This is a genomic window from Streptomyces sp. WG5 (genome assembly GCF_049974565.1).
Taxonomy (GTDB): Bacteria; Actinomycetota; Actinomycetes; order Streptomycetales; family Streptomycetaceae; genus Streptomyces.
Map to the genome: position 1 here is coordinate 18,138 of NZ_JBNGGC010000003.1, position 23,415 is coordinate 41,552.

The 23,415-nt window shown below is 70.9% G+C and carries 21 protein-coding genes; 3 read left to right on the top strand and 18 right to left on the bottom strand.

The features are described 5' to 3' along the window. Nucleotides 1-65: 65 nt before the first annotated feature. From ACP4IX_RS03860 to ACP4IX_RS03870, 3 genes are all read right to left on the bottom strand, one after another. On the bottom strand, nt 66-725 hold the full coding sequence (locus tag ACP4IX_RS03860; protein WP_426518851.1) for a vitamin K epoxide reductase family protein: 660 nt from the start codon (nt 723-725) through the stop codon (nt 66-68). Nucleotides 726-924: 199 nt separating this feature from the next. Continuing rightward, nucleotides 925-2,187, bottom strand: coding sequence for a histidine--tRNA ligase (gene hisS, locus ACP4IX_RS03865; protein ID WP_426518849.1), 1,263 nt, complete (start codon nt 2,185-2,187; stop codon nt 925-927). A 13-nt stretch (nt 2,188-2,200) separates the two neighbouring features. Further along, nucleotides 2,201-2,908, bottom strand: a complete 708-nt coding sequence (locus ACP4IX_RS03870) for an MBL fold metallo-hydrolase (protein WP_426518847.1) — start codon at nt 2,906-2,908, stop codon at nt 2,201-2,203. Nucleotides 2,909-3,091: 183 nt separating this feature from the next. Between ACP4IX_RS03870 and ACP4IX_RS03875 the strand changes: the two genes are divergently transcribed. Both ACP4IX_RS03875 and ACP4IX_RS03880 read left to right on the top strand, forming a co-directional pair. Next, nucleotides 3,092-3,916 (top strand): peptidylprolyl isomerase, encoded by an 825-nt coding sequence (locus ACP4IX_RS03875; RefSeq protein ID WP_426554770.1) that lies wholly within the window; start codon nt 3,092-3,094, stop codon nt 3,914-3,916. Nucleotides 3,917-4,050: 134 nt separating this feature from the next. Beyond that, entirely contained in the window at nt 4,051-5,280 is a 1,230-nt protein-coding gene (locus tag ACP4IX_RS03880; RefSeq protein ID WP_426518843.1) for a DUF349 domain-containing protein, read from the top strand. Between the two features lie 73 nt (nt 5,281-5,353). On the opposite strand, the gene relA is transcribed toward ACP4IX_RS03880, so the two are convergent. From relA to pgsA, 15 genes are all read right to left on the bottom strand, one after another. Beyond that, entirely contained in the window at nt 5,354-7,894 is a 2,541-nt protein-coding gene (relA, locus tag ACP4IX_RS03885; RefSeq protein ID WP_426518841.1) for a GTP pyrophosphokinase, read from the bottom strand. A gap of 173 nt (nt 7,895-8,067) precedes the next feature. Continuing rightward, on the bottom strand, nt 8,068-8,616 hold the full coding sequence (locus ACP4IX_RS03890) for an adenine phosphoribosyltransferase (protein WP_426518839.1): 549 nt from the start codon (nt 8,614-8,616) through the stop codon (nt 8,068-8,070). Next, complete coding sequence (secF, locus tag ACP4IX_RS03895; RefSeq protein ID WP_426518837.1) at nt 8,613-9,743, bottom strand: protein translocase subunit SecF; 1,131 nt, start codon at nt 9,741-9,743, stop codon at nt 8,613-8,615. The genes ACP4IX_RS03890 and secF overlap by 4 nt, the downstream gene beginning before the upstream one ends. 1 nt (nt 9,744) lies before the next feature. Beyond that, complete coding sequence (gene secD / locus ACP4IX_RS03900; protein ID WP_426518835.1) at nt 9,745-11,517, bottom strand: protein translocase subunit SecD; 1,773 nt, start codon at nt 11,515-11,517, stop codon at nt 9,745-9,747. A 130-nt stretch (nt 11,518-11,647) separates the two neighbouring features. Beyond that, complete coding sequence (gene yajC / locus ACP4IX_RS03905; protein WP_426554771.1) at nt 11,648-12,163, bottom strand: preprotein translocase subunit YajC; 516 nt, start codon at nt 12,161-12,163, stop codon at nt 11,648-11,650. A 175-nt stretch (nt 12,164-12,338) separates the two neighbouring features. Then, nucleotides 12,339-13,412 carry a Holliday junction branch migration DNA helicase RuvB gene (gene ruvB / locus ACP4IX_RS03910; protein ID WP_426518831.1) on the bottom strand — a complete coding sequence of 358 codons (1,074 nt, stop codon included), beginning with the start codon at nt 13,410-13,412 and terminating at the stop codon, nt 12,339-12,341. A gap of 27 nt (nt 13,413-13,439) precedes the next feature. Next, nucleotides 13,440-14,045, bottom strand: a complete 606-nt coding sequence (gene ruvA, locus ACP4IX_RS03915; RefSeq protein WP_426554772.1) for a Holliday junction branch migration protein RuvA — start codon at nt 14,043-14,045, stop codon at nt 13,440-13,442. After that, nucleotides 14,042-14,608, bottom strand: a complete 567-nt coding sequence (gene ruvC, locus ACP4IX_RS03920; protein WP_426518827.1) for a crossover junction endodeoxyribonuclease RuvC — start codon at nt 14,606-14,608, stop codon at nt 14,042-14,044. The genes ruvA and ruvC overlap by 4 nt, the downstream gene beginning before the upstream one ends. Nucleotides 14,609-14,805: 197 nt before the next feature. Beyond that, complete coding sequence (locus tag ACP4IX_RS03925) at nt 14,806-15,558, bottom strand: YebC/PmpR family DNA-binding transcriptional regulator (protein WP_426518825.1); 753 nt, start codon at nt 15,556-15,558, stop codon at nt 14,806-14,808. A 47-nt stretch (nt 15,559-15,605) separates the two neighbouring features. Next, on the bottom strand, nt 15,606-16,223 hold the full coding sequence (pdxT, locus tag ACP4IX_RS03930; protein ID WP_426554773.1) for a pyridoxal 5'-phosphate synthase glutaminase subunit PdxT: 618 nt from the start codon (nt 16,221-16,223) through the stop codon (nt 15,606-15,608). 18 nt (nt 16,224-16,241) lie between these two features. Beyond that, nucleotides 16,242-17,153 carry a pyridoxal 5'-phosphate synthase lyase subunit PdxS gene (gene pdxS / locus ACP4IX_RS03935; RefSeq protein WP_426518821.1) on the bottom strand — a complete coding sequence of 304 codons (912 nt, stop codon included), beginning with the start codon at nt 17,151-17,153 and terminating at the stop codon, nt 16,242-16,244. Between the two features lie 144 nt (nt 17,154-17,297). Next, complete coding sequence (locus ACP4IX_RS03940) at nt 17,298-17,840, bottom strand: hypothetical protein (RefSeq protein ID WP_426518819.1); 543 nt, start codon at nt 17,838-17,840, stop codon at nt 17,298-17,300. Nucleotides 17,841-17,982: 142 nt separating this feature from the next. Continuing rightward, on the bottom strand, nt 17,983-19,146 hold the full coding sequence (locus tag ACP4IX_RS03945) for a glycosyltransferase family 4 protein (RefSeq protein WP_426518817.1): 1,164 nt from the start codon (nt 19,144-19,146) through the stop codon (nt 17,983-17,985). Next, nucleotides 19,143-20,075 carry a phosphatidylinositol mannoside acyltransferase gene (locus tag ACP4IX_RS03950; protein WP_426518815.1) on the bottom strand — a complete coding sequence of 311 codons (933 nt, stop codon included), beginning with the start codon at nt 20,073-20,075 and terminating at the stop codon, nt 19,143-19,145. Before ACP4IX_RS03950 ends, ACP4IX_RS03945 begins: the two co-directional genes overlap by 4 nt. Continuing rightward, the gene (pgsA, locus tag ACP4IX_RS03955) at nt 20,072-20,740 is read right to left on the bottom strand and encodes a phosphatidylinositol phosphate synthase (protein WP_426518813.1); all 669 of its coding nucleotides are present in this window, start codon (nt 20,738-20,740) and stop codon (nt 20,072-20,074) included. The genes ACP4IX_RS03950 and pgsA overlap by 4 nt, the downstream gene beginning before the upstream one ends. Before the next feature lie 264 nt (nt 20,741-21,004). Here pgsA and ACP4IX_RS03960 point away from each other — a divergent pair, with 264 nt between their 5' ends. After that, entirely contained in the window at nt 21,005-23,203 is a 2,199-nt protein-coding gene (locus ACP4IX_RS03960) for an elongation factor G-like protein EF-G2 (RefSeq protein WP_426554774.1), read from the top strand. Nucleotides 23,204-23,415: the final 212 nt, after the last annotated feature.

Sequence of the window (23,415 nt, forward strand, 5' to 3'; positions counted from 1 at the left end):
TGAACCCTAAATCACCGCACTGACAGCCCGGCGGGCGCAGTCGGCCGGACCGGCGGCCCGCCCCGTCAGCTGGTCCAGAAGTCCCACCAGCGGGTGAGGATCATCATGCCGATGATGCCGATGTGCAGGACCGGCAGGACCCAGGTGAACTCGCCGAAGAAGCCCTTGAGCCAGTGCGGCGCGGGCAGGAAGCCCTTGCGGACGTTGAAGGACGTCACGTACCAGAACATGATGATCGTGGCGACCCAGGCCAGGCAGCACCACAGGCACAGGGCGTTGATCCGGTACAGGGACTGGAACTGCAGCCAGGTGCAGAAGCCCACGCCGAAGAGCGTGCCGGCGTTAAAGGTGAGCCAATACCAGCGCGGGAAGCGGGCGCCGGCGAGCAGGCTCATGCCGACGCAGACGACGATGCCGTAGGTGACCAGGCCGAGCATCGGGTTGGGGAAGCCGAAGACGGCCGCCTGGTCGCTCTCCATGACGCTGCCGCAGGAGACGACGGGGTTGAGGCTGCACCCGGGGGTGAACGTCGTGCCCGCGACCTTGGCCTCGAGCAGCTTGAACTTGTCGAGCGTGATGACCCACGCGGCGAGCACCCCGGCCGCGCCCGTGATCACCAGCAGCAGGGCGAGGGCACGACTGCCTCCCTCGGACCGTGTTCCGGCGGTGGCCTGCGGCGCGGACTCCGCCACGGTGGAGACGTCCTTCACTGTCGTCTTGCTCATCACGCCGATTCCGTCACTTGAGTCGGACCTGCTTCGGGCAGGGCCATTGTGCCGCACGGACCTGTGTGACCACCGTTCGATGAACGTAAGAACGCACCGGTGATCGCCCTGGAGCGGTGTGTTCCGGCCGATGTCCGTTCCCCGGGGGCACACGCGAGCGAACACGGGCGCCCCCAGGGGTGACGGACGTACGGACCCGTCAGCCGAGCCTCGACTCCAGCTCGGCGACGATCTCGTTCACACCGATCGCCGTCTGCTCGCCGGACTCCATGTCCTTGAGCTGGACGACGCCCTCGGCCAGGTCGCGCTCGCCCAGCACCAGGGCGTAGCGGGCGCCCGAGCGGTTGGCCGCCTTCATCGCGGCCTTGAGGCCCTTGCCGCCGTAGGAGAAGTCGGCGGCGACGCCGTTCTTGCGCAACTCGGTGACCTTGGCGAACAGGATCCGGCGGGCCTCCTCGCCGAGCGGGACGGCGAAGACGGAGGTGGCGGACGGAATGTCCGGTTCGATGCCCTCCGCCTCCAGGGCGAGGACGGTGCGGTCGACGCCGAGGGCCCAGCCCACGGACGGCAGGGAGGGACCGCCGATCATCTCGGACAGTCCGTCGTAGCGGCCGCCGCCGCCCACCGCGGACTGGGAGCCCAGTCCGTCGTGGACGAACTCGAAGGTCGTGCGCGTGTAGTAGTCCAGGCCGCGCACCAGCTTCGGGTCGTCCTCGAAGACCACCCCCGCCGCCGTGATCAGCTCGCGCACCTCCTCGTGGTACGCCTTGCAGGCGTCGCACAGGTAGTCGCGCAGCAGCGGGGCGCCGGTGAGCTGCTTCTGCACGTCCGGGCGCTTGTCGTCCAGGACGCGCAGCGGGTTGATCTCGGCGCGGCGCAGCGTCTCCTCGTCCAGGTCGAGACCGCGCAGGAAGTCCTGGAGCGCGGCCCGGTAGACGGGGCGGCATTCCTTGTCGCCCAGGGAGTTGAGCAGGATGCGGAAGTTCCGCAGGCCCAGCGCGCGGTACGACTGGTCGGCGAGGATGATCAGTTCGGCGTCCAGCGCCGGGTCCTCGACGCCGATCGCCTCGGCACCGACCTGGGAGAAGTGGCGGTAACGGCCCTTCTGGGGGCGCTCGTAGCGGTACTGCGAGCCCGAGTACCAGACCTTCACCGGCAGGTTGCCCGCCTTGTGCAGGTTGGCCTCCAGGACCGCGCGCAGCACGGGGGCGGTGGTCTCCGGGCGCAGGGCGAGGCGGTCGCCGCCCTTGGTCTCGAAGACGTACATCTCCTTGGTCACGATGTCGGTCGACTCGCCGACACCGCGCGCGAAGAGCTCGACGTTCTCGAAGCCGGGCGTCTCGATGTAGCCGTAGCCGGAATCGCGCAGCGGGGCGGCGATCGCCTCGCGGACGGCCAGGTACTTCGCCGAGTCGGGCGGCAGCAGGTCGTACGTGCCCTTGGGGGCCTTGAAGGTGCTCACGGAAGGTCTCTCGTCACATTCCTCGTCGGGGAGCCCCGGTGGCTCCCTGGCCGGCGGCCACCTGCCGCAGATACGGGTTGGTGGCGCGCTCCTGGCCGATGGTCGTCTGGGGGCCGTGGCCGGACAGCACCACGGTCGAGTCGTCGAGCGGCAGGCACACGCGGGCCAGCGAGGCGAGCATGTCGTCCATGTCGCCGCCGGGCAGGTCGGTGCGTCCGATGGAGCCGGCGAACAGCAGGTCGCCCGAGAAGAGGACCGGCGGGATGTCCGCCGCCTCGGGCAGGCCGAAGGTCACCGACCCCTTGGTATGGCCCGGCGCGTGCGCGACCGCCAGCTCCATGCCCGCCAGCTCCAGCTTCGCGCCGTCGGTCAGTTCCCTGACGTCGTCCGGCTCCCCCACGGTCAGCTCGCCCATGAGCGGCATGCCGATGGAGCGGCCGATCCCCTTCTCGGGGTCGCCCATCATGTAGCGGTCGTCGGGGTGGATCCAGGCCGGCACGTCGTGCGCGCCGCAGACCGGGACGACCGAGGCCACGTGGTCGATGTGGCCGTGGGTGAGGACGACGGCGACGGGCTTGAGCCGATGCTTCCTGATCGCTTCCTCGACTCCGGGGGCCGCCTGATGGCCCGGGTCGATGATCACGCACTCCTCACCGGCGGCGGGGGCGACGAGATAGCAGTTCGTCCCCCAGGCCCCGGCGGGGAACCCGGCAATGAGCACGATCGTCCTTCGTTTGTGTCGGTACGGGTGGGCTTGCGAACGGGCCGCGCCCAGGGTGAGAGCCTACCGGCGGTGCCGATTCCTCAGCGAACCCATATACGGTACGGGGCTACACGCCCACGGTCGGCTCATCGCACCCACGCGTACCGGTCGGCACACGAAGACGCATGAGGAGAGAACCCGGTGGTCACCCAGGAGCAGCGGCGGCGTCAGCTCGCCCGGGAGAAGTTCTTGCGGCAGCAGCAGCGACGTACCTCCGCGCGGCGCAAGGCGCGCATGCGCAACGCAGTGATCGCGTCGGTGCTCGGCGTGATCGTGATCGGCAGTGTCGCGCTGTACACGACCGGGGTGGTCCTGGACGACGGCGACAGCAAGGCGAACGCGAGCGCGGAGGTCACCCCGAGCGCCTCGGCGAGCAGCAAGGCGCCGGACCCGTGCGACAAGCCGGCCGAGGGCGAGGTCAAGACGCAGACCTGGGAGAAGGAACCTGCGATGACCATCGACAAGTCGGCGACGTACACGATGAAGCTGGCGACGACCTGCGGCGACATAGACATCGCGCTGAAGACGTCGGCGGCACCGCACACCGTCAACTCGTTCAACTTCCTGGCCGGCAAGGGCTACTTCGACCACACGCCGTGCCACCGGCTCACCACCAACGGGATCTACGTGCTCCAGTGCGGCGACCCGACGGGCCAGGGCAACGGCGGTCCGGGCTACAACATTCCGGACGAGAACCTGAAGGACAAGAGCCTGAAGGAGAACACGTACCCGGCGGGCACGGTGGCGATGGCGAACACCGGCCAGCCGGGCTCCGGCGGCAGCCAGTTCTTCCTCGTGTACCAGAACAGCCCGCTGCCGCCCAGCTACACGCCGTTCGGCACCATCTCGGACGAGGGCATGACGGTGCTGAAGAAGATCGCCGCGGCGGGCGAGAGCACCGGCGCGGGCGACGGAGCACCCAACGCGACGGTCGTGATCGACAAGGCCACCGTCACGAAATCCTGACCCTCATCAGCGAAAGTTCGGTCGCGCGGGATGCGGACAGGCCGCCCGCCGGTCGCCTATGTTGGCCGTGACGAAACTGTGGACGATGCCCGGGGGTAGCGAAGCCCTCCGAGGCATCATGTGGAGGAGGCGCTGTGAGCAGCGACCCGTGGGGCCGCGTCGATGAGACGGGGACCGTGTACGTGCGTACGGCCGACGGCGAGAAGGTCGTCGGCTCCTGGCAGGCAGGCTCCCCCGAGGAGGCGCTGGCCTACTTCGAACGCAAGTACGAAGGCCTGGTTGTCGAGATCGGCCTCCTCGAGAAGCGAGTGAAGACCACCGACCTGTCCGCGAAGGACGCCCAGGCCGCCGTCGACCACCTGCGGGAACAGGTCGACGCGCACCACGCGGTGGGCGACCTGGAAGCGCTGCGGGTCCGGCTGGACAAGCTCGTCGCCCTGGTGGAGACGCGCCGCGAGGAGCGCAAGGCCCAGCGGGCGAAGCAGTCCGACGAGGCGCGCGGCGCCAAGGAGGCGCTCGTCGCCGAGGCCGAGGAGCTGGCGAAGTCGGACCAGTGGCGGTCGGCCGGGGAGCGGCTGCGGTCCCTGGTGGACACGTGGAAGGGCCTGCCGCGTCTGGACCGCAAGTCCGACGACGAACTGTGGCACCGCTTCTCGCACGCGCGTTCGGCGTTCTCCAAGCGCCGCAAGCAGCACTTCGCGCAGCTGGACGCGCAGCGGGAAGAGGCCCGCCGGACCAAGGAACGGCTGGTCGCCGAGGCCGAGGCGCTGTCGAGTTCGACGGACTGGGGGCCGACGGCCGCGCGCTACCGCGACCTGATGTCCGAGTGGAAGGCCGCGGGCCGGGCCCAGCGCGAGCACGAGGACGACCTGTGGAACCGCTTCCGCGGTGCCCAGGACGTGTTCTTCGCCGCCCGCAGCTCGGTCTTCGCCGAGCGGGACGCCGAGCAGGCGGAGAACCTCAAGCTCAAGGAGGAGCTGGCCGAGGAGGCCGAGAAGCTCCTGCCGGTCACCGACCTGAAGGCGGCCCGCGCCGCGTTCCGGGCGGTCAACGAGCGCTGGGAGGCCATCGGCCATGTGCCGCGCGACGCCCGGCCGAAGGTCGAGGGCCGGATGCAGGCGGTCGAGCGGGCGCTCCAGGAGGCCGAGGAGACCGAGTGGCGCCGGACGAACCCGGAGGCACGCGCGCGTGCCGCGGGCCTGACCGGGCAGCTCCAGGCCGCCGTGGACAAGCTGCGCTCCCAGATCGAGCAGGCGCGCGCCCAGGGCAACAACGCCAAGGCCGACAAGCTCCAGCGTGAGCTGGAGGGCCGGCAGGCGCTGCTGGACCAGGCGCTGAAGGGCCTGCACGAGTTCGGCGGCTGACCCCGCCCCCGCACGGAAGGGGCTCCCGTACGGTGCGTACGGGAGCCCCTTCCGTGTGTGCCTGTGAGGGCCGCTACGACGGCCTGCGGGCCGACGTCACCCGGTACACGTCGTACACGCCCTCGACGCCCCGTACGGCCTTCAGGACGTGCCCGAGGTGCTTCGGGTCGCCCATCTCGAAGGTGAAGCGGGAGGTGGCGACGCGGTCGCGGGAGGTCTGCACGGCCGCGGAGAGGATGTTGACGTGCTGGTCGGACAGCACACGGGTGACGTCCGAGAGGAGCCGGGAGCGGTCCAGGGCCTCCACCTGGATGGCGACCAGGAAGACGGAGGACTGGCTGGGGGCCCACTCGACCTCGAGGATGCGCTCGGGTTCCCGGGAGAGCGAGTCCACGTTCACACAGTCGCTGCGGTGGACGGATACGCCGCTGCCCCGGGTGACGAAGCCGATGATGGGGTCACCGGGGACGGGCGTACAGCAGCGGGCCAGCTTGATCCACACGTCCTCGACGCCCTTGACGACGACGCCCGGGTCGGCATTGGTGCGGCGTTTGCGGCCGCGACCGCGGGCCGGCGGTACCGACTCGTCGATCTCCTCGGTGGCGGCCTCCTCGCCGCCGAGCGCCTGCACCAGCTTCTGCACGATGTTCTGCGCGGAGACATGGCCCTCGCCGATCGCCGCGTACAGCGCGGAGATGTCCGAGTACCGCATCTCGTGGGCCAGCGTGACCAGGGAGTCGCCGGTCAGGATCCGCTGGATCGGCAGGTTCTGCTTGCGCATGGCGCGGACGATGGCGTCCTTGCCCTGCTCGATCGCCTCGTCGCGGCGCTCCTTGGAGAACCAGGCCCGGATCTTGTTGCGGGCGCGCGGCGACTTCACGAAGCCGAGCCAGTCGCGGGAGGGGCCCGCGCCGGCCGCCTTGGACGTGAAGACCTCCACCAGGTCGCCGTTGTCCAGGGTGGACTCCAGCGGGACGAGGCGGCCGTTGACCCGTGCCCCTATGGTGCGGTGGCCGACCTCGGTGTGCACCGCGTACGCGAAGTCGACGGGGGTGGCACTCGCGGGGAGCGCTATGACGTCGCCCTTGGGGGTGAAGACGAAGACCTCGTTGCGGGAGAGGTCGAAGCGCAGGGACTCCAGGAACTCGCCGGGGTCCTCGGTCTCCTTCTGCCAGTCCAGCAGCTGCCGCAGCCACGCCATGTCGTTGAGGTGGTCGTCCTTGCCCTTGCCGGACGACCTGGGCGCGTCGGTGCGGACCTTGGAGGCGCCGGCGACGGCCTCCTGCTTGTACTTCCAGTGCGCGGCGATGCCGTACTCGGCGCGGCGGTGCATGTCGAAGGTGCGGATCTGCAGCTCGACCGGCTTGCCGTTGGGCCCGATGACCGTCGTGTGCAGCGACTGGTACATGTTGAACTTCGGCATCGCGATGTAGTCCTTGAACCGGCCGGGGACCGGGTTCCAACGCGCGTGCACGGTGCCGAGCGCCGCGTAGCAGTCGCGGACGGTGTCCACGAGGACGCGGATGCCCACCAGGTCGTAGATCTCCGCGAAGTCACGGCCGCGGACGATCATCTTCTGGTAGACGCTGTAGTAGTGCTTGGGCCGGCCGGTGACGGTCGCCTTGATGCGGGCCGCGCGCAGGTCCTGCTGGACCTCGTCGGTCACGATGGCGAGGTACTCGTCGCGCTTGGGGGCGCGCTCGGCGACCAGGCGGACGATCTCGTCGTACATCTTGGGGTAGAGGATCGCGAAGGCGAGGTCCTCCAGCTCCCACTTGATGGTGTTCATGCCCAGCCGGTGGGCGAGCGGCGCGTAGATCTCCAGGGTCTCGCGCGCCTTCTTCTCCTGCTTCTCACGCTTGAGGTAGCGCATGGTGCGCATGTTGTGCAGGCGGTCGGCGAGCTTGATGACCAGGACGCGCGGGTCCTTCGCCATCGCGACGACCATCTTGCGCACGGTCTCGGCCTGCGCCGCCTCACCGAACTTGACCTTGTCCAGCTTGGTGACGCCGTCGACGAGGAGGGTGACCACGTCGCCGAAGTCGCGGCGCAGGTCCTCCAGGCCGTACTCGGTGTCCTCGACGGTGTCGTGCAGCAGTCCTGCCATCAGCGTGGCCGGGTCCATGCCCAGCTCGGCGAGGATGGTGGTGACGGCCAGCGGGTGCGTGATGTACGGGTCGCCGCTCTTGCGCTTCTGGCCGCGGTGCCAGCGTTCGGCGACCTGGTAGGCGCGTTCGATCTGGCGCAGGGTGGCCGTCTCGATCTTGGGGTCGTTGCTGCGCACTATCCGCAGCAAGGGCTCCAGGACCGGGTTGTACGGGTTGGCGCGCTGCACGCCGAGGCGGGCCAGACGGGCGCGGACGCGGTTGGAGGAGCCGGACCGGGCGGGCTGTCCGGGCGCGCGGACCACGGGCGCGTTCCGGTCGCGCTCGGACGGGATCGGCTTGGGACGCGGCTGCTGCTCGGCAGGCTTGTCGACGGGCCCTGCCGGGGCATGCTGTATCGGCCCGCGGGTGTCGTTCTTCGCCTGCGGCGCGCTCGGGGCGGGCTTCGCCGCGGGCGCCGAGGCCGACTCGGGCTTTGCGGCGGTCAGTGGCTGGGCCTCGTCTGGCAAGAGGACTCCTCGTGCGCGATCCGGGTCCCCCGGTCAGGCTCCGGAAACCCCATGGTAGCGATCCTGCGCTCCAGGATCGCCTTCAGGCCGCTGTGAGGGCCGTCAACCCGAGAAACGCGTGAGGCGGGCGCCGGATTCCTTCCGGGCCCGCCTCCGCTGTGCGACGAGAGCCGTCAGACCGTGAGCAGCGCCTTCAGCGGCGCCCCGGCCAGGGCGGGCTCCAGACGGGCCCGCCCGCCGAGAAAGCCCAGCTCCATCAGGACGGCGACGCCGGCGACCTGCGCGCCGGCCCGGCGGATGAGCTCCAGGGAGGCCTCCGCCGTACCGCCGGTGGCCAGGACGTCGTCGACGACCAGCACCCGGTCCCCGGCGGTGAGGTCCTCGGCGTGCACCTCGATCTCGGCCGAACCGTACTCCAGGTCGTACGCCTGGCTGAGGGTGGCTCCGGGGAGCTTGCCCGCCTTGCGTACGGGGATGAAGCCGAGGCCCGCCCTCAGCGCCACCGGGGCGCCGAGGATGAAGCCGCGGGCCTCCAGACCGACGACCTTGGTGGCGCCGGTGCGCCCGGCGACCTCGGCGAGCGCGTCGGTCAGGGCGGTGAAGGCGGCGGGGTCGGCCAGGAGCGGGGTGATGTCCTTGAACACCACGCCCGGCTCGGGGTAGTCGGCCACGTCCCGGATACGGCTGAGCAGCAGGTCCGTGATGTCGGTGGTTCCGGTCATCGGCGCTTCCCCGAGGGTCGGCCGCGGCCCCTGGTGCGGGACGCGGGCTGGTTGCGGGGGCCTACGACCGCGGCGGCCGCGTCGTCGGGCTCGTCGGCCTCGTCGTCGGCGTACCGCTCGTCGTCGAGGGCGTTCTCCGCCGGCTCACCCTTGGCCGCCGCCTGGGCCCGCTTGGCGAGCACGCGCTTCTTGAGGGCCTTCATCTGCGGCTCGGCCTCCTTGAGGTCGGCGACGAGCGGCGTGGCGATGAAGATCGACGAGTACGCGCCCGCGGCCAGGCCGACGAACAGCGACAGCGAGATGTCGTTGAGCATGCCCGCGCCGAGGACACCGCCGCCGATGAACAGCAGACCGCCGACCGGCAGCAGGGCGACCACCGTGGTGTTGATGGAACGGACCAGCGTGCTGTTGATCGAACGGTTGGCGATCTCGCCGTAGGTCCAGCGGGTCTGTTTGGTGATGTCCTTCGTCTGCTCCTTGAGACTGTCGAAGACGACGACCGTGTCGTAGAGCGAGTAACCGAGGATGGTCAGCAGACCGATCACCGTGCCCGGCGTGACCTCGAAGCCGACGAGGGCGTAGATGCCGACCGTGATGGTGATGTCGTGGACCAGCGCGACGAACGCGGCGACCGCCATGCGCCACTCGAACGCGATGGCCAGGTAGATCACCACGAGGACCATGAAGATCCCGAGGCCCTGCCAGGCCTTGTTCGCGATCTGGTCACCCCAGCTCGGGCCGACCAGGTCGGCGTTGATCTTCTCCGCCGGGACGTCCAGGTCCTTCGAGAGCTGGTCCTTGATCGCGTCCGACTTGGCGGTGTCGGTGCCCGAGATCTGGATGCGGAGGCTGCCGTCGCCGAGTTTCTGGACGATCGCGTCGTGGCCGGAGGCCTCTTCCGCGTAGGTCTCGGCCTGGGAGACCGAGGCGCTCATGTTCTTCGGGGTGGTGAAGACCGCGCCGCCCTGGAACTCGATGCCCATGTGCAGGCCGCGCACCGCCAGGCCGACGATGGCCGTGATGGTGATGAGGATGGAGATGCCGTACCAGAGCTTGCGGTTCTTGACGAAGTCGTAACCGATCTCACCGTGGTGCAGTCGGGCGCCGAGGTTGCCGAGCTTTCCCATCTCACGCCTCCTTCGGGTCGACGTGGCCGGCGGGACGGACGGGGCGGCGGGTGCGGCGCAGCGGCGGCTTGGCGCCCAGGCTCTTCGGGTCGAGACCGGACCACTTGTGACCGCTCGCGAAGAACTTGCGGCGGGCCATCAGCGTCAGCAGCGGCTTGGTGAAGAGGAACACCACCACCACGTCGAGCAGCGTGGTCAGACCGAGCGTGAACGCGAAGCCCTGCACCTTGCCGACCGTGACGGCGAAGAGCACCGCGGCGGCGAGGAAGGAGACGAAGTCGGAGACCAGGATGGTCCGCCGGGCGCGCGGCCAGCCCCGCTCGACCGCGGGACGCAGCGACCGGCCCTCGCGGATCTCGTCGCGGACGCGTTCGAAGTAGACGATGAACGAGTCCGCGGTGATGCCGATGGCGACGATGGCACCGCACACGGCCGGCAGGTTCAGCGCGAAGCCGATGGTCGGACCGAGCAGCGACATGATCACGTAGGTGAGGCCCGCGGAGACGAACAGCGAGGCGATGGCGATGAACGACAGACCGCGGTAGTAGACCAGCAGGTAGAGGATGACCAGGGCGAGGCCGATCGCGCCGGCGATGAGGCCTGCCTCGAGCTGCTCACCGCCGAGCGCGGCGGTGACGGTGGTGACGCTGTCCTCCTCGAAGGTCAGCGGCAGGGCGCCGTAGGAGAGCATGTTGGCGAGGCCCTGGGCCTCTTCCTGGCCGAAGCTGCCGGAGATCTCCGCGCTGCCGCCGGTGAGCGCCTGGCTCACGTACGGGTCGGAGACGACCTCGTTGTCCAGGACGATGGCGAACTGGTTCTGCGGGGACTGGTTCTGCGCGAGCTTGCCGGTGATGTCGGCGAACTTCTTGGCGCCACCGTCCGTGAACTTCATCGTGACGGTCCAGCCGGCGGCGGTCTGCGTGTTGTAGACGGCCTCGGACTCGTCGACGTCCGTACCGTCGACCGCGGCGGGGCCGAGGATGTACTTCTGCCACTGACCCTGCGCGTTCTGACCGCAGGCGAGCGTCGAGTCGCTCGGCTTCGTTCCTTCGCCGACCTTGGCCCGGGCCGCCTCGTCGGTGCAGTCCAGTGCCGCGTACTGGGCCTGGAGCTTGCCGTCGGCGTCGTCCGCGGGGGCGCTCGCGGAAGGCGACGCGTCGTCGGATGCCGTGGCGGAGGGACTGGGGTCGGCCTTCAGGGCGTCGGTGAGGGCACGGCCCTGGGACGTGGCGCTCGCCGAGGGTGAGCCGGACGGCGACGCACTCGCCTCGCCCTTCTCGGTGGCCTTGTCGGTCGCCTCGTCGGTGGCCTTGTCCGTGGCGCCACCGGTGGCGCTCGGCGAGGGGCTGCCCGTCGCGGCGGTGCCGGACAGCTCGGTGGTGAGGACCGGGCGGAAGTAGAGCTTCGCCGTCGTGCCCACCTGCTCCCGGGCTTCCTCGGAGTTCGTCCCCTTGGGAATGTTGACGATGATGTTCCGGTCGCCCTGGGTCTGAACCTCGGACTCCTGGACGCCGAGCCCGTTGACACGGCGTTCCATGATCTCGACGGCCGTGTCCATGTTGGTCTTGTTGATCGCCGACTCCTGGCCGGCCTCGGGCACGGCCCGGAGCGTGATGCTCGTGCCGCCGGCCAGGTCGATGCCGAGACGCGGAGTCGTGTGTCCGGAGGCGAACATGCCTCCCGTGAGCGCCACAATGGCGATCACGATCAGGGCCAGCGAGCGCCCGGGCTTACTCTGGGCGCTCGCGTTCTTTCCCTTTTTAAGTGCTGCCACCTTTGTGTACTCCCTCTCATGCCGCTTCGCGCCGGGTAGGCGTCACCGGCGGCCATCACCTGGTGTCGGCATCCGTGCGAGCCGCGCGTCGCACGGGGGCGCGAGCCGAGCCCGCGCCCCCGGAGCACGGCTACTTCGCCTCGGAACCGCCGTCGGACTTCTTCGGCTGCTCGTCCGTCTTCGCCTCGGCGGGCGCGTCGTCGACCGCCGGCTCGCCGGCCGGCTCGTCGTCCGCGTCCTTCTTGCCGAGGTCGACGGGCCGGTCGTCCGAGGAGGCGGCGGCGTCGGCGTCGGAGGCGTCGGTCTCGGTGAGGGAGGAGGCATCGTCCGGAACGACGTCGGTGTCGGACTTCAGGTCGTGCTCGATGCCGTGGACGATGCGGTTGTACTCGTCGTCGGTGAGGACGGCACCGATGGAGTTCTTGGCGAAGAGCAGCTCGACGCCCGGACCGGCGTCGAGGAGGACCGTGTCCTCGCTGACCTCCTTGACCGTGGCGTACATGCCCCCGATGGTGCGGACGCCGGAACCGGGCTGCATCTGGTTCCGCATGTCGGCGGCCTGCTGCTGCTTCTTCTTCGCCGACCGGGTCATCAGGAACATGGCCCCGATGAGCACGATGAACGGGAGGAGGGTCACGAGACTCACGGGTCGGTACTTCCTTCACACGACCGCGATGGTGAGCGGCCTGATGGTTGGGGGTGTGTGCGCCGCCGACAAGGGCGGCATCGGCGGAGTCTAAGCGGTTCCGCGCGCATGGAACAACGCTCGGCATGGCACCGGGGTTCCTGCTCCGGCGAATGTCCTCCGCGTGACGGGATCGTCACGCCCCGAACAAGTCCTGTTGTCCGTTTCCGGGACTCCGGGAACCCGGCGGGGTGAGGCCGAGATGCGCCCATGCGGCGGGGGTCGCGACCCGTCCCCGTGGGGTGCGGGCCAGCAGACCCTCCCGTACGAGGAAGGGTTCGGCGACCTCTTCCACTGTCTCACGCTCCTCCCCCACGGCGACGGCGAGCGTGGACAGGCCGACCGGCCCGCCGCCGAACAGCTTGAGGAGCGCCTCCAGGACACCCCGGTCCAGACGGTCCAGGCCCCGGGCGTCGACCTCGTAGACCGCGAGGGCGGCCGCCGCGATCTCCCGGGTGACCAGGCCGTCGGCCTTCACCTGGGCGTAGTCGCGGACCCGGCGCAGCAGGCGGTTGGCGATGCGGGGGGTGCCGCGGGAGCGGCCGGCGATCTCGGCGGCTCCGGCGGTGTCGATCTCGACGTCGAGCAGGCCCGCCGAGCGGTGGACGACGCGTTCCAGTTCGGCCGGTCCGTAGAACTCCATGTGCGCGGTGAAACCGAAGCGGTCGCGCAGCGGCGGCGGCAGCAGCCCCGCGCGCGTGGTGGCGCCGACCAGGGTGAAGGGCGGCAGCTCCAGGGGGATGGCGGTGGCGCCCGGCCCCTTGCCGACGATGACGTCGACGCGGAAGTCCTCCATCGCCATGTAGAGCATCTCCTCCGCGGGCCGCGACATGCGGTGGATCTCGTCGAGGAAGAGGACCTCGCCCTCCTGGAGGGAGGAGAGGATGGCCGCGAGGTCGCCGGCGTGCTGGATGGCGGGGCCGGAGGTGATGCGGATGGGGGCTTCCATCTCGGCCGCGATGATCATCGAGAGGGTGGTCTTGCCCAGGCCGGGGGCGCCGGAGAGCAGCACGTGGTCCGCGGTCGCCCCGCGCGCGCGTGCGGCGCGCAGCACAAGGTCGAGCTGCTCGCGGACCTTCTCCTGGCCGATGAACTCGCCCAGGTCCTTGGGGCGCAGGGCGGCCTCCACGGCCTGGTCCTCGCCGTCGGCGGACGCACCCACCAGCCGTTCGCCCGCGGCGTCCGTGTCGGTCGTGTCGTCCCAGTTCATCAGGTGTGCCTCGGCTCTCGGTACGGACTATCGGGCGCGGTTCAGTGTCTGCAGGGCCGCCTTCAGGAGCTGCCCCACCTGGGGGGTGCCCCCGGCGGCCTCCGCCTGGGGCGCCACGGCGGTGACGGCCTCGTCGGCCTCGCGGGTCGCGTACCCGAGGCCGATCAGGGCCGCGTGCAGCTGGTCGCGCCAGCCGGTGCTGACCGGCGCTCCGACGGCGGGGGCCCCGACGGGTTCGCCGAGGCGGTCCTTCAGCTCCAGGAGCAGCTTCTGCGCGCCCTTCTTCCCGATGCCCGGGACGGCGGTGAGCGCCTTCTCGTCGCCGGTGGAGACGGCTCTGCGCAGGGCGTCGGGGTTGTGCACGGCGAGCATCGCCTGGGCCAGCCGGGGGCCGACGCCGCTCGCGGTCTGGAGCAGCTGGAAGACCTGGCGCTCGTCGTCGTCCGCGAAGCCGTACAGAGTGAGCGAGTCCTCGCGGACGACCAGCGAGGTGGCGAGTTTGGCGGGCTTGCCGATCCGGAGGGTGGAGAGCGTGTTCGGCGTGCACTGGACGGCCATGCCGACGCCGCCGACCTCGACCACCGCGGCGTCGGGGGCGAGGGCGGCGACCGTGCCGCTGACGAAGGCGATCATGGCGTACGGCCTTTCGGTGCGGTCGGGACCTGCGGAGTCCGCGGGGATTTCGAGGCGTGCAGGGCCACGGCCTGTTGGAGCCGGTTCTGCGCGGGGGCGCGCCAGATATGGCAGATGGCGAGCGCGAGGGCGTCGGCGGCGTCGGCGGGCCTGGGGGGCGCGGCGAGCCGCAGCAGGCGGGTGACCATGGCACCGACCTGCGCCTTGTCGGCGCGTCCGCTGCCGGTGACGGCGGCCTTGACCTCGCTGGGGGTGTGCAGCGCGACCGGGATGCCGCGGCGGGACGCGCACAGGATGGCGACGGCGCTGGCCTGTGCGGTGCCCATCACCGTGCGGACGTTGTGCTGGCTGAAGACGCGCTCCACGGCGACGTACTGAGGCCGGTGCTCGTCCAGCCACTGGTCGATGCCCTGCTCGACGGCGACGAGGCGGTGGCCGAGGTCGGCGTCCGCGGACGTGCGGACGACACCGACGCCGATCATGGTGAGCGGCCGGCCCGCGACGCCCTCCACGACACCGACACCGCAGCGGGTCAGCCCCGGGTCCACCCCCAGTACGCGCACGTGCACCCCTTCGCGGCTGGACCGCCGCCGCTCTCGCGGATCCGGCTGATCGCCGTCGGGGCCCTCGATGGATGGTTGCGGTCCGTGGACGGTGATCCTTGACGTACGCCAGGCTATCGGCTGCCACTGACAGGAGCGGCGGGCCGGTGGGGACGTGTCACCACCGGCCCGCCGGAACCGTCGTGTGCGCGGCGGCGCTACGCGTCCACCTTCTCCATGATCTCGTCGCTCACGTCGAAGTTGGCGAAGACGTTCTGCACGTCGTCGCTGTCCTCCAGGGCGTCGATCAGCTTGAAGATCTTCCGGGCGCCGTCCTCGTCCAGCTCGACCTGCATGGTGGGGACGAAGTTGGCATCGGCGGACTCGTAGTCGATGCCGGCGTCCTGGAGTGCGGTGCGGACCGCCACCAGGTCGGTGGCCTCGCTGAGGACCTCGAAGGTCTCACCGAGGTCGTTGACCTCCTCGGCACCCGCGTCCAGGACCGCGGCGAGGACGTCGTCCTCACCCAGCTCGCCCTTGGGGACGATCACGACGCCCTTGCGGTTGAACAGGTACGACACCGAACCCGGGTCGGCCATGGAGCCGCCGTTGCGGGTCATGGCGACGCGGACGTCGGAGGCGGCGCGGTTGCGGTTGTCGGTGAGGCACTCGATGAGCACCGCGACACCGTTCGGGCCGTAACCCTCGTACATGATCGTCTCGTAGTCGGCGCCGCCGGCCTCGAGGCCGCCGCCGCGCTTGACCGCGGAGTCGATGTTCTTGTTCGGCACCGACTGCTTCTTCGCCTTCTGGATGGCGTCGTAGAGCGTCGGGTTGCCGTCGATGTCGACGCCGCCCATGCGGGCCGCGACCTCGATGTTCTTGATCAGCTTCGCGAAGAGCTTGCCGCGCTTGGCGTCGATCACGGCCTTCTTGTGCTTCGTCGTGGCCCATTTAGAGTGGCCGGACATCTGCCTGTCTCCTTCGCGTAACCCGTCTTTGAACGAACGCAGGAATCCTACAAGGACTCCGCCGCCCGGTTGGCGCGCACCATGTCGGCGAAGAGGCGGTGCACGCGGTGGTCGCCGGTCAGTTCCGGGTGGAACGACGTGGCCATGGCGTTGCCCTGGCGGACCGCGACGATGTGACCGTCGTGCTCGGCGAGCACCTCGGCCGCGGCGCCCACGGACTCGACCCAGGGGGCGCGGATGAAGACGCCCTCCACGGGAGGGCCCTCCACGCCCCTGATTCCGACGGCCGCCTCGAAGGACTCGTTCTGCCGTCCGAAGGCGTTGCGGCGCACGATCATGTCGATGCCGCCGACCGTCTCCTGTCCGGAGCGCGGGTCGAGGATCTTGTCGGCCAGCAGGATCATGCCGGCGCAGGTGCCGTAGACGGGCAGGCCGTCCCGCACGCGCGCGCGGAGGGGCTCCATCACCCCGAAGAGGACGGCCAGTTTAGAGATGGTGGTGGACTCGCCGCCGGGCAGGACCAGGCCGTCGACCTCGGCGAGCTCTTCCGGTCGCCTGACCGGCCGGGCCAGGGCATCGGCCGCGGCCAGGGCGACGAGGTGCTCGCGTACGTCGCCCTGGAGGGCCAGGACACCGATGACGGGGGTGTCGCTCGTGTCGTGCACGTCTTCGGGCCCCTCGTCCTACCAGCCGCGGTTGGCGTAGCGCTCGGTCTCGGGCAGGGTGTCGCAGTTGATGCCGACCATGGCCTCGCCGAGGTTGCGGGACGCGTCCGCGATGACCTTCGGGTCGTCGTAGAAGGTGGTCGCCTTCACGATGGCCGCGGCGCGCTTGGCCGGGTCCCCGGACTTGAAGATGCCGGAGCCCACGAAGACGCCCTCGGCGCCGAGCTGGCGCATGAGCGCGGCGTCGGCCGGGGTGGCCACGCCGCCGGCGGAGAAGAGGACCACCGGGAGCTTGCCGAGCTCGGCGACTTCCCGGACCAGCTCGTACGGGGCGCGCAGCTCCTTGGCGGCGGCGTACAGCTCGTTGTTGTCGTAGCCGCGCAGCCGGGCGATCTCGTTCTTGATCTGGCGCAGGTGACGGACGGCCTCGACGACGTTGCCGGTGCCGGCCTCGCCCTTGGAGCGGATCATCGCGGCGCCCTCGGCGATCCGGCGCAGGGCCTCGCCCAGGTTGGTGGCACCGCACACGAAGGGGGTGGTGAAGGCGAACTTGTCACTGTGGTTGACCTCGTCGGCCGGGGTGAGGACCTCGGACTCGTCGATGTAGTCGACGCCGAGGGACTGCAGCACCTGGGCCTCGACGAAGTGGCCGATGCGGGACTTGGCCATCACGGGGATGGAGACCGCGCCGATGATGCCCTCGATCATGTCCGGGTCGGACATACGGGCCACGCCGCCGTCCTTGCGGATGTCGGCCGGGACCCGCTCCAGGGCCATGACGGCGACGGCGCCCGCGTCCTCGGCGATCTTCGCCTGCTCCGGCGTGACGACGTCCATGATCACGCCGCCCTTGAGCTGCTCGGCCATGCCGCGCTTCACACGGGCGGTGCCGGTCTCGGGGGCGTGGTTTTCGGAGAGCGTGCTGGCCACGGGTACCTCGCTGAAGGAAAGGGGGGTTTCTGCAGCTCCGAGGAAACGCGAAGGGACCAGTCCACAGCAAGGGCCAATGGGCAGCCGGTGGATCCTTTTGGGACGCGGGGCCCGGCCGGGGAACGCGGGGCCCGGCCGGGGCCGCTAAGCCGCCCTGTCGACCAGCGCCGTCGGCGGCTCGTCGTCCATCTCGAAGGCCAACGGGAAGGGCGCGTGTCCGGCGAGTCGGAACCAGCGGACCTTCCGGTGCTCGCGCAGCCTGCGGGCGGCTCCCACCGCGTCGTTGTGGAAACGCCGGGCCATCGGGACGCGCCGTACGGCCTCGGCCAGCTCGTGGGCCGCTTCCTCGCCACCGGGCGCCGCGCGCAGGGCGTCCACCTGCTGCGGATCGGCGAACACGGCCCGCAAGGCCTGGCTCAGCTCGCTCTCGGCGACCTCCCGCTGCTCCTCCTCGGCCTGCCGGGCGGCGTGCGCGGCCTCGTACAGGACGATGGAGGCCGCCGGGTCGAGCACGCCCGAGGTGGCCAGTTCCTGCGCCACGGACGCCCTGCGCAGCAACTGCGCGTCGAGTGCGGCACGGGCGGCGTCGATCCGGGCGTGCAGCCGGTCGAGACGCCCCGCCGTCCAGCTCAGGTACAGGCCGATCGCGACGAGGGCGACCAGGATCCAGATCAGGGTTGCGGTCACGGACCGCAACCCTACGGGAGCGCTCCGCCGGGTCGGCCGGGTACCTCGGTGGGGGCGTCACCGGGGCCTGCAGAGGCCGGCCGGGCCGCAGAGGCGGGTGGCGCTGCAGAGGCCGGCCGGGGTGCAGAGGCGGGCCGGGGTCTCAGTCCCTCGCCAGGCCGAACCGTGCCCTGAACCCCGTCGCCCGGTCGTCCGTCGCCACCGCCGCCGCGCCCGCCGTGACCGTCTCGTAGACCGACAGGATGTCCGCGCCGACCGTGGACCAGTCGAAGCGCCGTACGTGCGCGCTGCCCCGTTCCCGCAGCGCTGCCCGGCGCTGCGGGTCCGCCAGCAGCCGCACCGCCGCGTCGGCCAGTGCGCCGGCGTTCTCGTTGGGGAACAGCTCGCCGGCCGCCCCCCGGTCCAGGACCTGGGCGAACGCGTCCAGGTCGGCGGCGAGCACCGGGGCGCCCGCCGACATGGCCTCGACGAGGATGATCCCGAAGCTCTCGCCGCCGGTATTGGGCGCCACGTACAGGTCGACGCTGCGCAGGAAGCGGGCCTTGTCCTCGTCGCTGATCATGCCGAGGAACTCCACCCGGGAGCGCAGCTCGGCGGGCAGGGAGGCCACCGCCTCCTTCTCGTCGCCGCGCCCGGCGACCAGCAGCCGGGTCCCGGGGCGGGCGGCGAGGATCTCCGGCAGGGCCCGCATCAGTACCGGCAGGCCCTTGCGGGGCTCGTCGATGCGTCCTATGAAGCCGATCGTGTCCCCCTGCCACTCGGGCTTCGGCTCGGCGTCGGCGAAGAAGTCGACGTCGACGCCGTTGGGGATGACCACCGCGTCCCCGCCCAGGTGCTCGACGAGGGTGCGGCGGGCGTACTCGCTCACCGCGATCCGGGCGCTGATCTTCTCCAGGGCGGCCTGGAGGATCGAGTACGCGGCGATCATCGCGCGGGAGCGCGGGTTGGACGTGTGGAACGTCGCCACGATGGGGCCCTGCGCCGCCCAGCAGGTGAGCAGGCCGAGCGAGGGCGAGGTCGGCTCGTGGATGTGGATGACGTCGAAGGCGCCGTCGTGCAGCCAGCGCCGTACCCGGGCCGCCGACAGGAAGCCGAAGTTCAGCCGGGCCACCGAGCCGTTGTACGGCACCGGCACGGCTCGGCCGGCCGAGACGACGTACGGGGGGAGCGGGGTGTCGTCGTCGGCGGGGGCGAGGACGGAGACCTCGTGGCCGAGACGGATGAAGTACTCGGCCAGGTCCCGGATGTGGAACTGGACGCCACCCGGCACGTCCCAGGAGTACGGGCAGACGATGCCGATCCTCACGACGTGCCCTGCCCGTCGGCCGCCGCCGGGGCCTTGGCGGGGTCGAGGTCCTTCAGCCACAAACGCTGGAGCATGTGCCAGTCCTCCGGGTGGTCGGCGATCCCCGTGGCGAAGGCATCGGCCAGCGCCTGTGTCATGGCAGACGTCTTCTCGGCCCGCGTACCTGACTGCGGGACCTCGACCGGCGGATGCACCCGGCCCTGCATCACGGGCGAGTCGTCGTACCAGAGCGTCACCGGCAGCAGCAGTGCGCCCGTCTGCTGGGCGAGCAGGGCGGGGCCGGCCGGCATGCGGGCCGTCTCACCGAAGAACTCGACCTCCACACCGGAGGCGGACAGGTCGCGGTCGGCGACCAGGCAGACCAGGCCGCCGTCGCGCAGCCGCCGGGCCAGCGTCCCGAAGGCGGTGCCGCCGCTGTGCGGCAGGACCTCCATGCCGAGGCCCTCGCGATAGGCGACGAAGCGGTCGTAGAGGGTCTCCGGCTTGAGACGCTCGGCGACCGTCGTGAAGGGGATGCCGAGCCCGGTGGTGACCCAGGCCCCGGCGAGATCCCAGTTGGCCAGGTGCGGGAGGGCGAGGATCACGCCCCTGCCCGCGTCCAGGCCGTCGGTGAGGTGGTGCAGGTCCCTGGCGGCGAAGCCGGCCTTGATCCGCTCGGCGCTCCAGGCCGGGAGCCGGAAGGACTCCATCCAGTAGCGCAGGTACGAGCGCATGCCCGCGCGCGAGAGGGCGGCCAGGCGTTCCGGGCCCGCGTCCGGCAGCACGCGCGCGTAGTTGCTCTCCAGACGCCGTACGCCCGTGCCGCGCTGCTTCCAGGCGATGTCCGCGACGAGGCGGCCGAGCCGTACGGCGGCCGGCTCGGGGAGCTTCTTCACGGTGCTCCACCCGGCTCCGTACAGGGCGTCGGTCAGCCGGTCCCGAGCGGTCACTTCGCCGCCTCGGCGCCCTGGTTCTCCTGCGCGGCGGCGTCCGCCTCGGCAGCCTCGCGGCGGACCGTGACGACGCGCTGGATCAGCGTGACGAGGCTGCCGACGGCGACGATCCACAGGGCGACCGGCAGCAGGTACTGGATGCCCGGCACACCGAACGCGTGCAGTCCCGCGAGACCGGCCGCGACCAGCGAGACGACGAGCCGCTCGGCACGCTCGACCAGTCCGTTGACGGCGACCGGCAGGCCGATCGACTCGCCGCGCGCCTTGGTGTACGACACCACCTGGCCGCTGGCCAGGCAGAAGATCGACACGGCGCACAGCACGATGTCGTCACCGCCGGCCGCGTACCAGAGGGCGAAGCCGCCGAAGATCGCGCCGTCGGCGACCCGGTCCAGCGTGGAGTCCAGGAAGGCGCCCCAGCGGCTGGAGCGGCCGAGCTGGCGCGCCATGTTGCCGTCGACGAGGTCGGAGAAGACGAAGAGCGTGATCACGACCGTGCCCCAGAAGAACTCACCCATGGGGTAGAAGACCAGCGCGCCCGCGACCACACCGGCGGTGCCGATCAGTGTGACCGCGTCGGGGCTGACGCCCCGGCGGATGAGAAACGCGGCGAACGGTGTGAGGACACGCGTAAAAAATGCACGCGCGTACTTGTTCAGCATGACCTTCCCGACGGTCGGTGTGGCCGCGGCCCCTGCTGGCCACCGGCTGGCCCATCGTAGCCACGCGCGCGCGTGGGCGACGGACGGGCACCCTGCCCCCCTTGCCGGGCGGCCGGTGGGCGGCGGGATCGGGGCCGTCGTATGGACGTGGCGTGACGGGAGTGGAAAGCTCGAAGAACCGCGGGCGTCGCCGGAGCCGCCAGTGCACGCGGTCCCGCGTGTCCGCGCCCCCAGTGACCTCACCGTGTACGGGAGGCAAGGAACATGGGCGACAAGGCACACACCCACCCCGGAGCCGCCGGAAGGGCAACGGCGGCCGACCGCCCCACGTCCGTACGGAATGTGGTGCTGGTCGGCCACTCCGGATCGGGCAAGACGACTCTGGTGGAAGCTCTCGCGCTGACGGCGGGAGCGGTGAACCGGGCGGGCCGCGTCGAGGACGGCGGCTGCGTCTCGGACTACGACGAGATGGAGCACCGGCAGCAGCGCTCCGTACAGCTCTCCCTGGTGCCGGTCGAATGGAACGGCATCAAGGTCAACCTCCTGGACACCCCCGGGTACGCCGACTTCGTCGGTGAGCTCAGGGCCGGTCTGCGGGCGGCGGACGCGGCCCTCTTCGTCGTCTCGGCCTCCGACGGGGTGGACGGTTCGACCCGCATGGTGTGGGAGGAGTGCGCCGCCGTCGGTATGCCGCGGGCCATCGTGATCACGCACCTGGAGTCCGCCCGCGCGGACTTCGAGGAGATGACGCGGATCTGCGCGGAGGCCTTCGGCGGGGACGATCCCGACGCCGTCCTGCCGCTGTACCTGCCGTTGCGGGGGCCGCGGGCGCCGGACGGGCACGCTCCCGTGACGGGGCTGATCGGGCTGCTCTCGCAGAAGCTGTTCGACTACGCGTCCGGCGAGCGCAAGGAGTCGGAGCCGGGCGAGGAGCAACTGCCGCTGATCGACGAGGCCCGCTCCATGCTGATCGAGGGGATCATCTCGGAGAGCGAGGACGAGACCCTCATGGAGCGCTATCTCGGCGGCGAGCAGGTGGACGTCAGGACGCTCATCGAGGACCTGGAGCGGGCCGTGGCGCGCGGGGTGTTCTTCCCCGTGCTGGCCGCCGCACCCGCGGCCGAGGGCGCCCGGCAGGGGCTCGGCACGGTCGAGCTGCTGGAGCTGGTCACGCGCGGCTTCCCGACCCCCTTGGAGCGCGCGGCGCCCCGGGTGACGACGCCCGACGGCCGCCCGCGCGAGCTGCGGATGTGCGATCCCGGCGAGTCGCTGGTCGCGGAGGTCGTCAAGACGTCCTCCGACCCGTACGTCGGACGGATCTCGCTGATCCGCGTCTTCTCCGGCACCCTGCGCGCCGACCAGACGGTGCACGTCTCCGGGCACGGGCTGGCCGACCGCGGCCACGAGGACCACGATGTCGACGAGCGGATCGGTGCCCTGTCGACCCCCTTCGGCAAGCAGCAGCGGCCGGTCTCGCACGTGATCGCGGGGGACCTGGCGTGCGTGGCGAAACTGAGCCGCGCGGAGACCGGGGACACGCTCTCCGCCAAGGACGACCCGCTGCTGATGGCCCCGTGGGAGATGCCCGAGCCGCTGCTGCCGCTCGCCATCCAGGCGCACAGCAAACCCGACGAGGACAAGCTCTCCCAGGGGCTGGCGCGGCTGGTGGCCGAGGACCCGACGATGCGCCTGGAGCAGAACCAGGACACGCACCAGGTGGTCCTGTGGTGCCTGGGCGAGGCCCACGCCGACGTGGCGCTCGAACGGCTGCGCAGCCGCTACGGCGTCCAGGTCGACGTCGTACCCCACCGGGTCTCCCTGCGCGAGACGTTCGGACACAGGGCGGCCGGGCGCGGGCGGCACGTGAAGCAGTCCGGCGGGCACGGGCAGTACGCCGTCTGCGAGATCGAGGTGGAGCCGCTGCCGGGCGGCTCGGGCATCGAGTTCGTCGACAAGGTGGTCGGAGGAGCGGTGCCCCGGCAGTTCATCCCGTCCGTCGAGAAGGGCGTCCGCGCCCAGGCCGCCAAGGGCGTCGCCGCGGGCCATCCGCTGATCGACGTGCGGGTGACGCTGCGGGACGGCAAGGCGCACTCGGTGGACTCCTCCGACGCCGCCTTCCAGACGGCCGGCGCGCTGGCGCTGCGGGAGGCCGCGGCCGAGGCGAGGATCCACCTGCTGGAGCCCGTCGCAGAGGTGAACGTGCTGGTCGGTGACGAATACGTGGGCGCCGTGATGAGCGACCTGTCCGGCCGGCGCGGGAAGGTGCTCGGCACCGAGCAGACGAGCGGCGGGCGGACCCTGGTCCGGGCCGAGGTGCCGGAGATGGAGATCGGCCGGTACGCGGTGGACCTGCGCTCCCTCTCGCACGGCACCGCGCGCTTCGACCGCCGTTACGCGCGGCACGAACCGATGCCGCCGCAGATCGCGGAACGTCTCCGGGAGGAGCCGCGGGCGGCGTCGTAGCACCGCGGGGACCGGCGCGGGCCTCCCCGCGCCGAAGACCCGCTCCCCCGGCGCACGACGGCGCGCCTCCGGCTCAACCCGCGCGCGTGGGGGCGTCTTTGAAGGTCCGGTGACGCATGTCGGTGGTGGCGGATACGCTGATGACCTGATCAACAGGTGTGCGGGGCGGGAAAGTCGGGAAGGCCGCAGGACGACAGTGGTGGCGATCGGGG

What these genes read in the sequence shown, in the direction of transcription:
- secF (WP_426518837.1), bottom strand. Translation starts at nt 9,743, where the DNA reads ATGGGAAAGCTCGGCAACCTCGGCGCCCGACTGCACCACGGTGAGATC.
- ACP4IX_RS03860 (WP_426518851.1), bottom strand. Translation starts at nt 725, where the DNA reads ATGAGCAAGACGACAGTGAAGGACGTCTCCACCGTGGCGGAGTCCGCG.
- ACP4IX_RS03890 (WP_426518839.1), bottom strand. Translation starts at nt 8,616, where the DNA reads ATGACCGGAACCACCGACATCACGGACCTGCTGCTCAGCCGTATCCGG.
- ruvB (WP_426518831.1), bottom strand. Translation starts at nt 13,412, where the DNA reads ATGAACTGGGACGACACGACCGACACGGACGCCGCGGGCGAACGGCTG.
- ACP4IX_RS03960 (WP_426554774.1), top strand. Translation starts at nt 21,005, where the DNA reads ATGGGCGACAAGGCACACACCCACCCCGGAGCCGCCGGAAGGGCAACG.
- pgsA (WP_426518813.1), bottom strand. Translation starts at nt 20,740, where the DNA reads ATGCTGAACAAGTACGCGCGTGCATTTTTTACGCGTGTCCTCACACCG.
- ACP4IX_RS03925 (WP_426518825.1), bottom strand. Translation starts at nt 15,558, where the DNA reads ATGTCCGGCCACTCTAAATGGGCCACGACGAAGCACAAGAAGGCCGTG.
- ruvA (WP_426554772.1), bottom strand. Translation starts at nt 14,045, where the DNA reads ATGATCGCCTTCGTCAGCGGCACGGTCGCCGCCCTCGCCCCCGACGCC.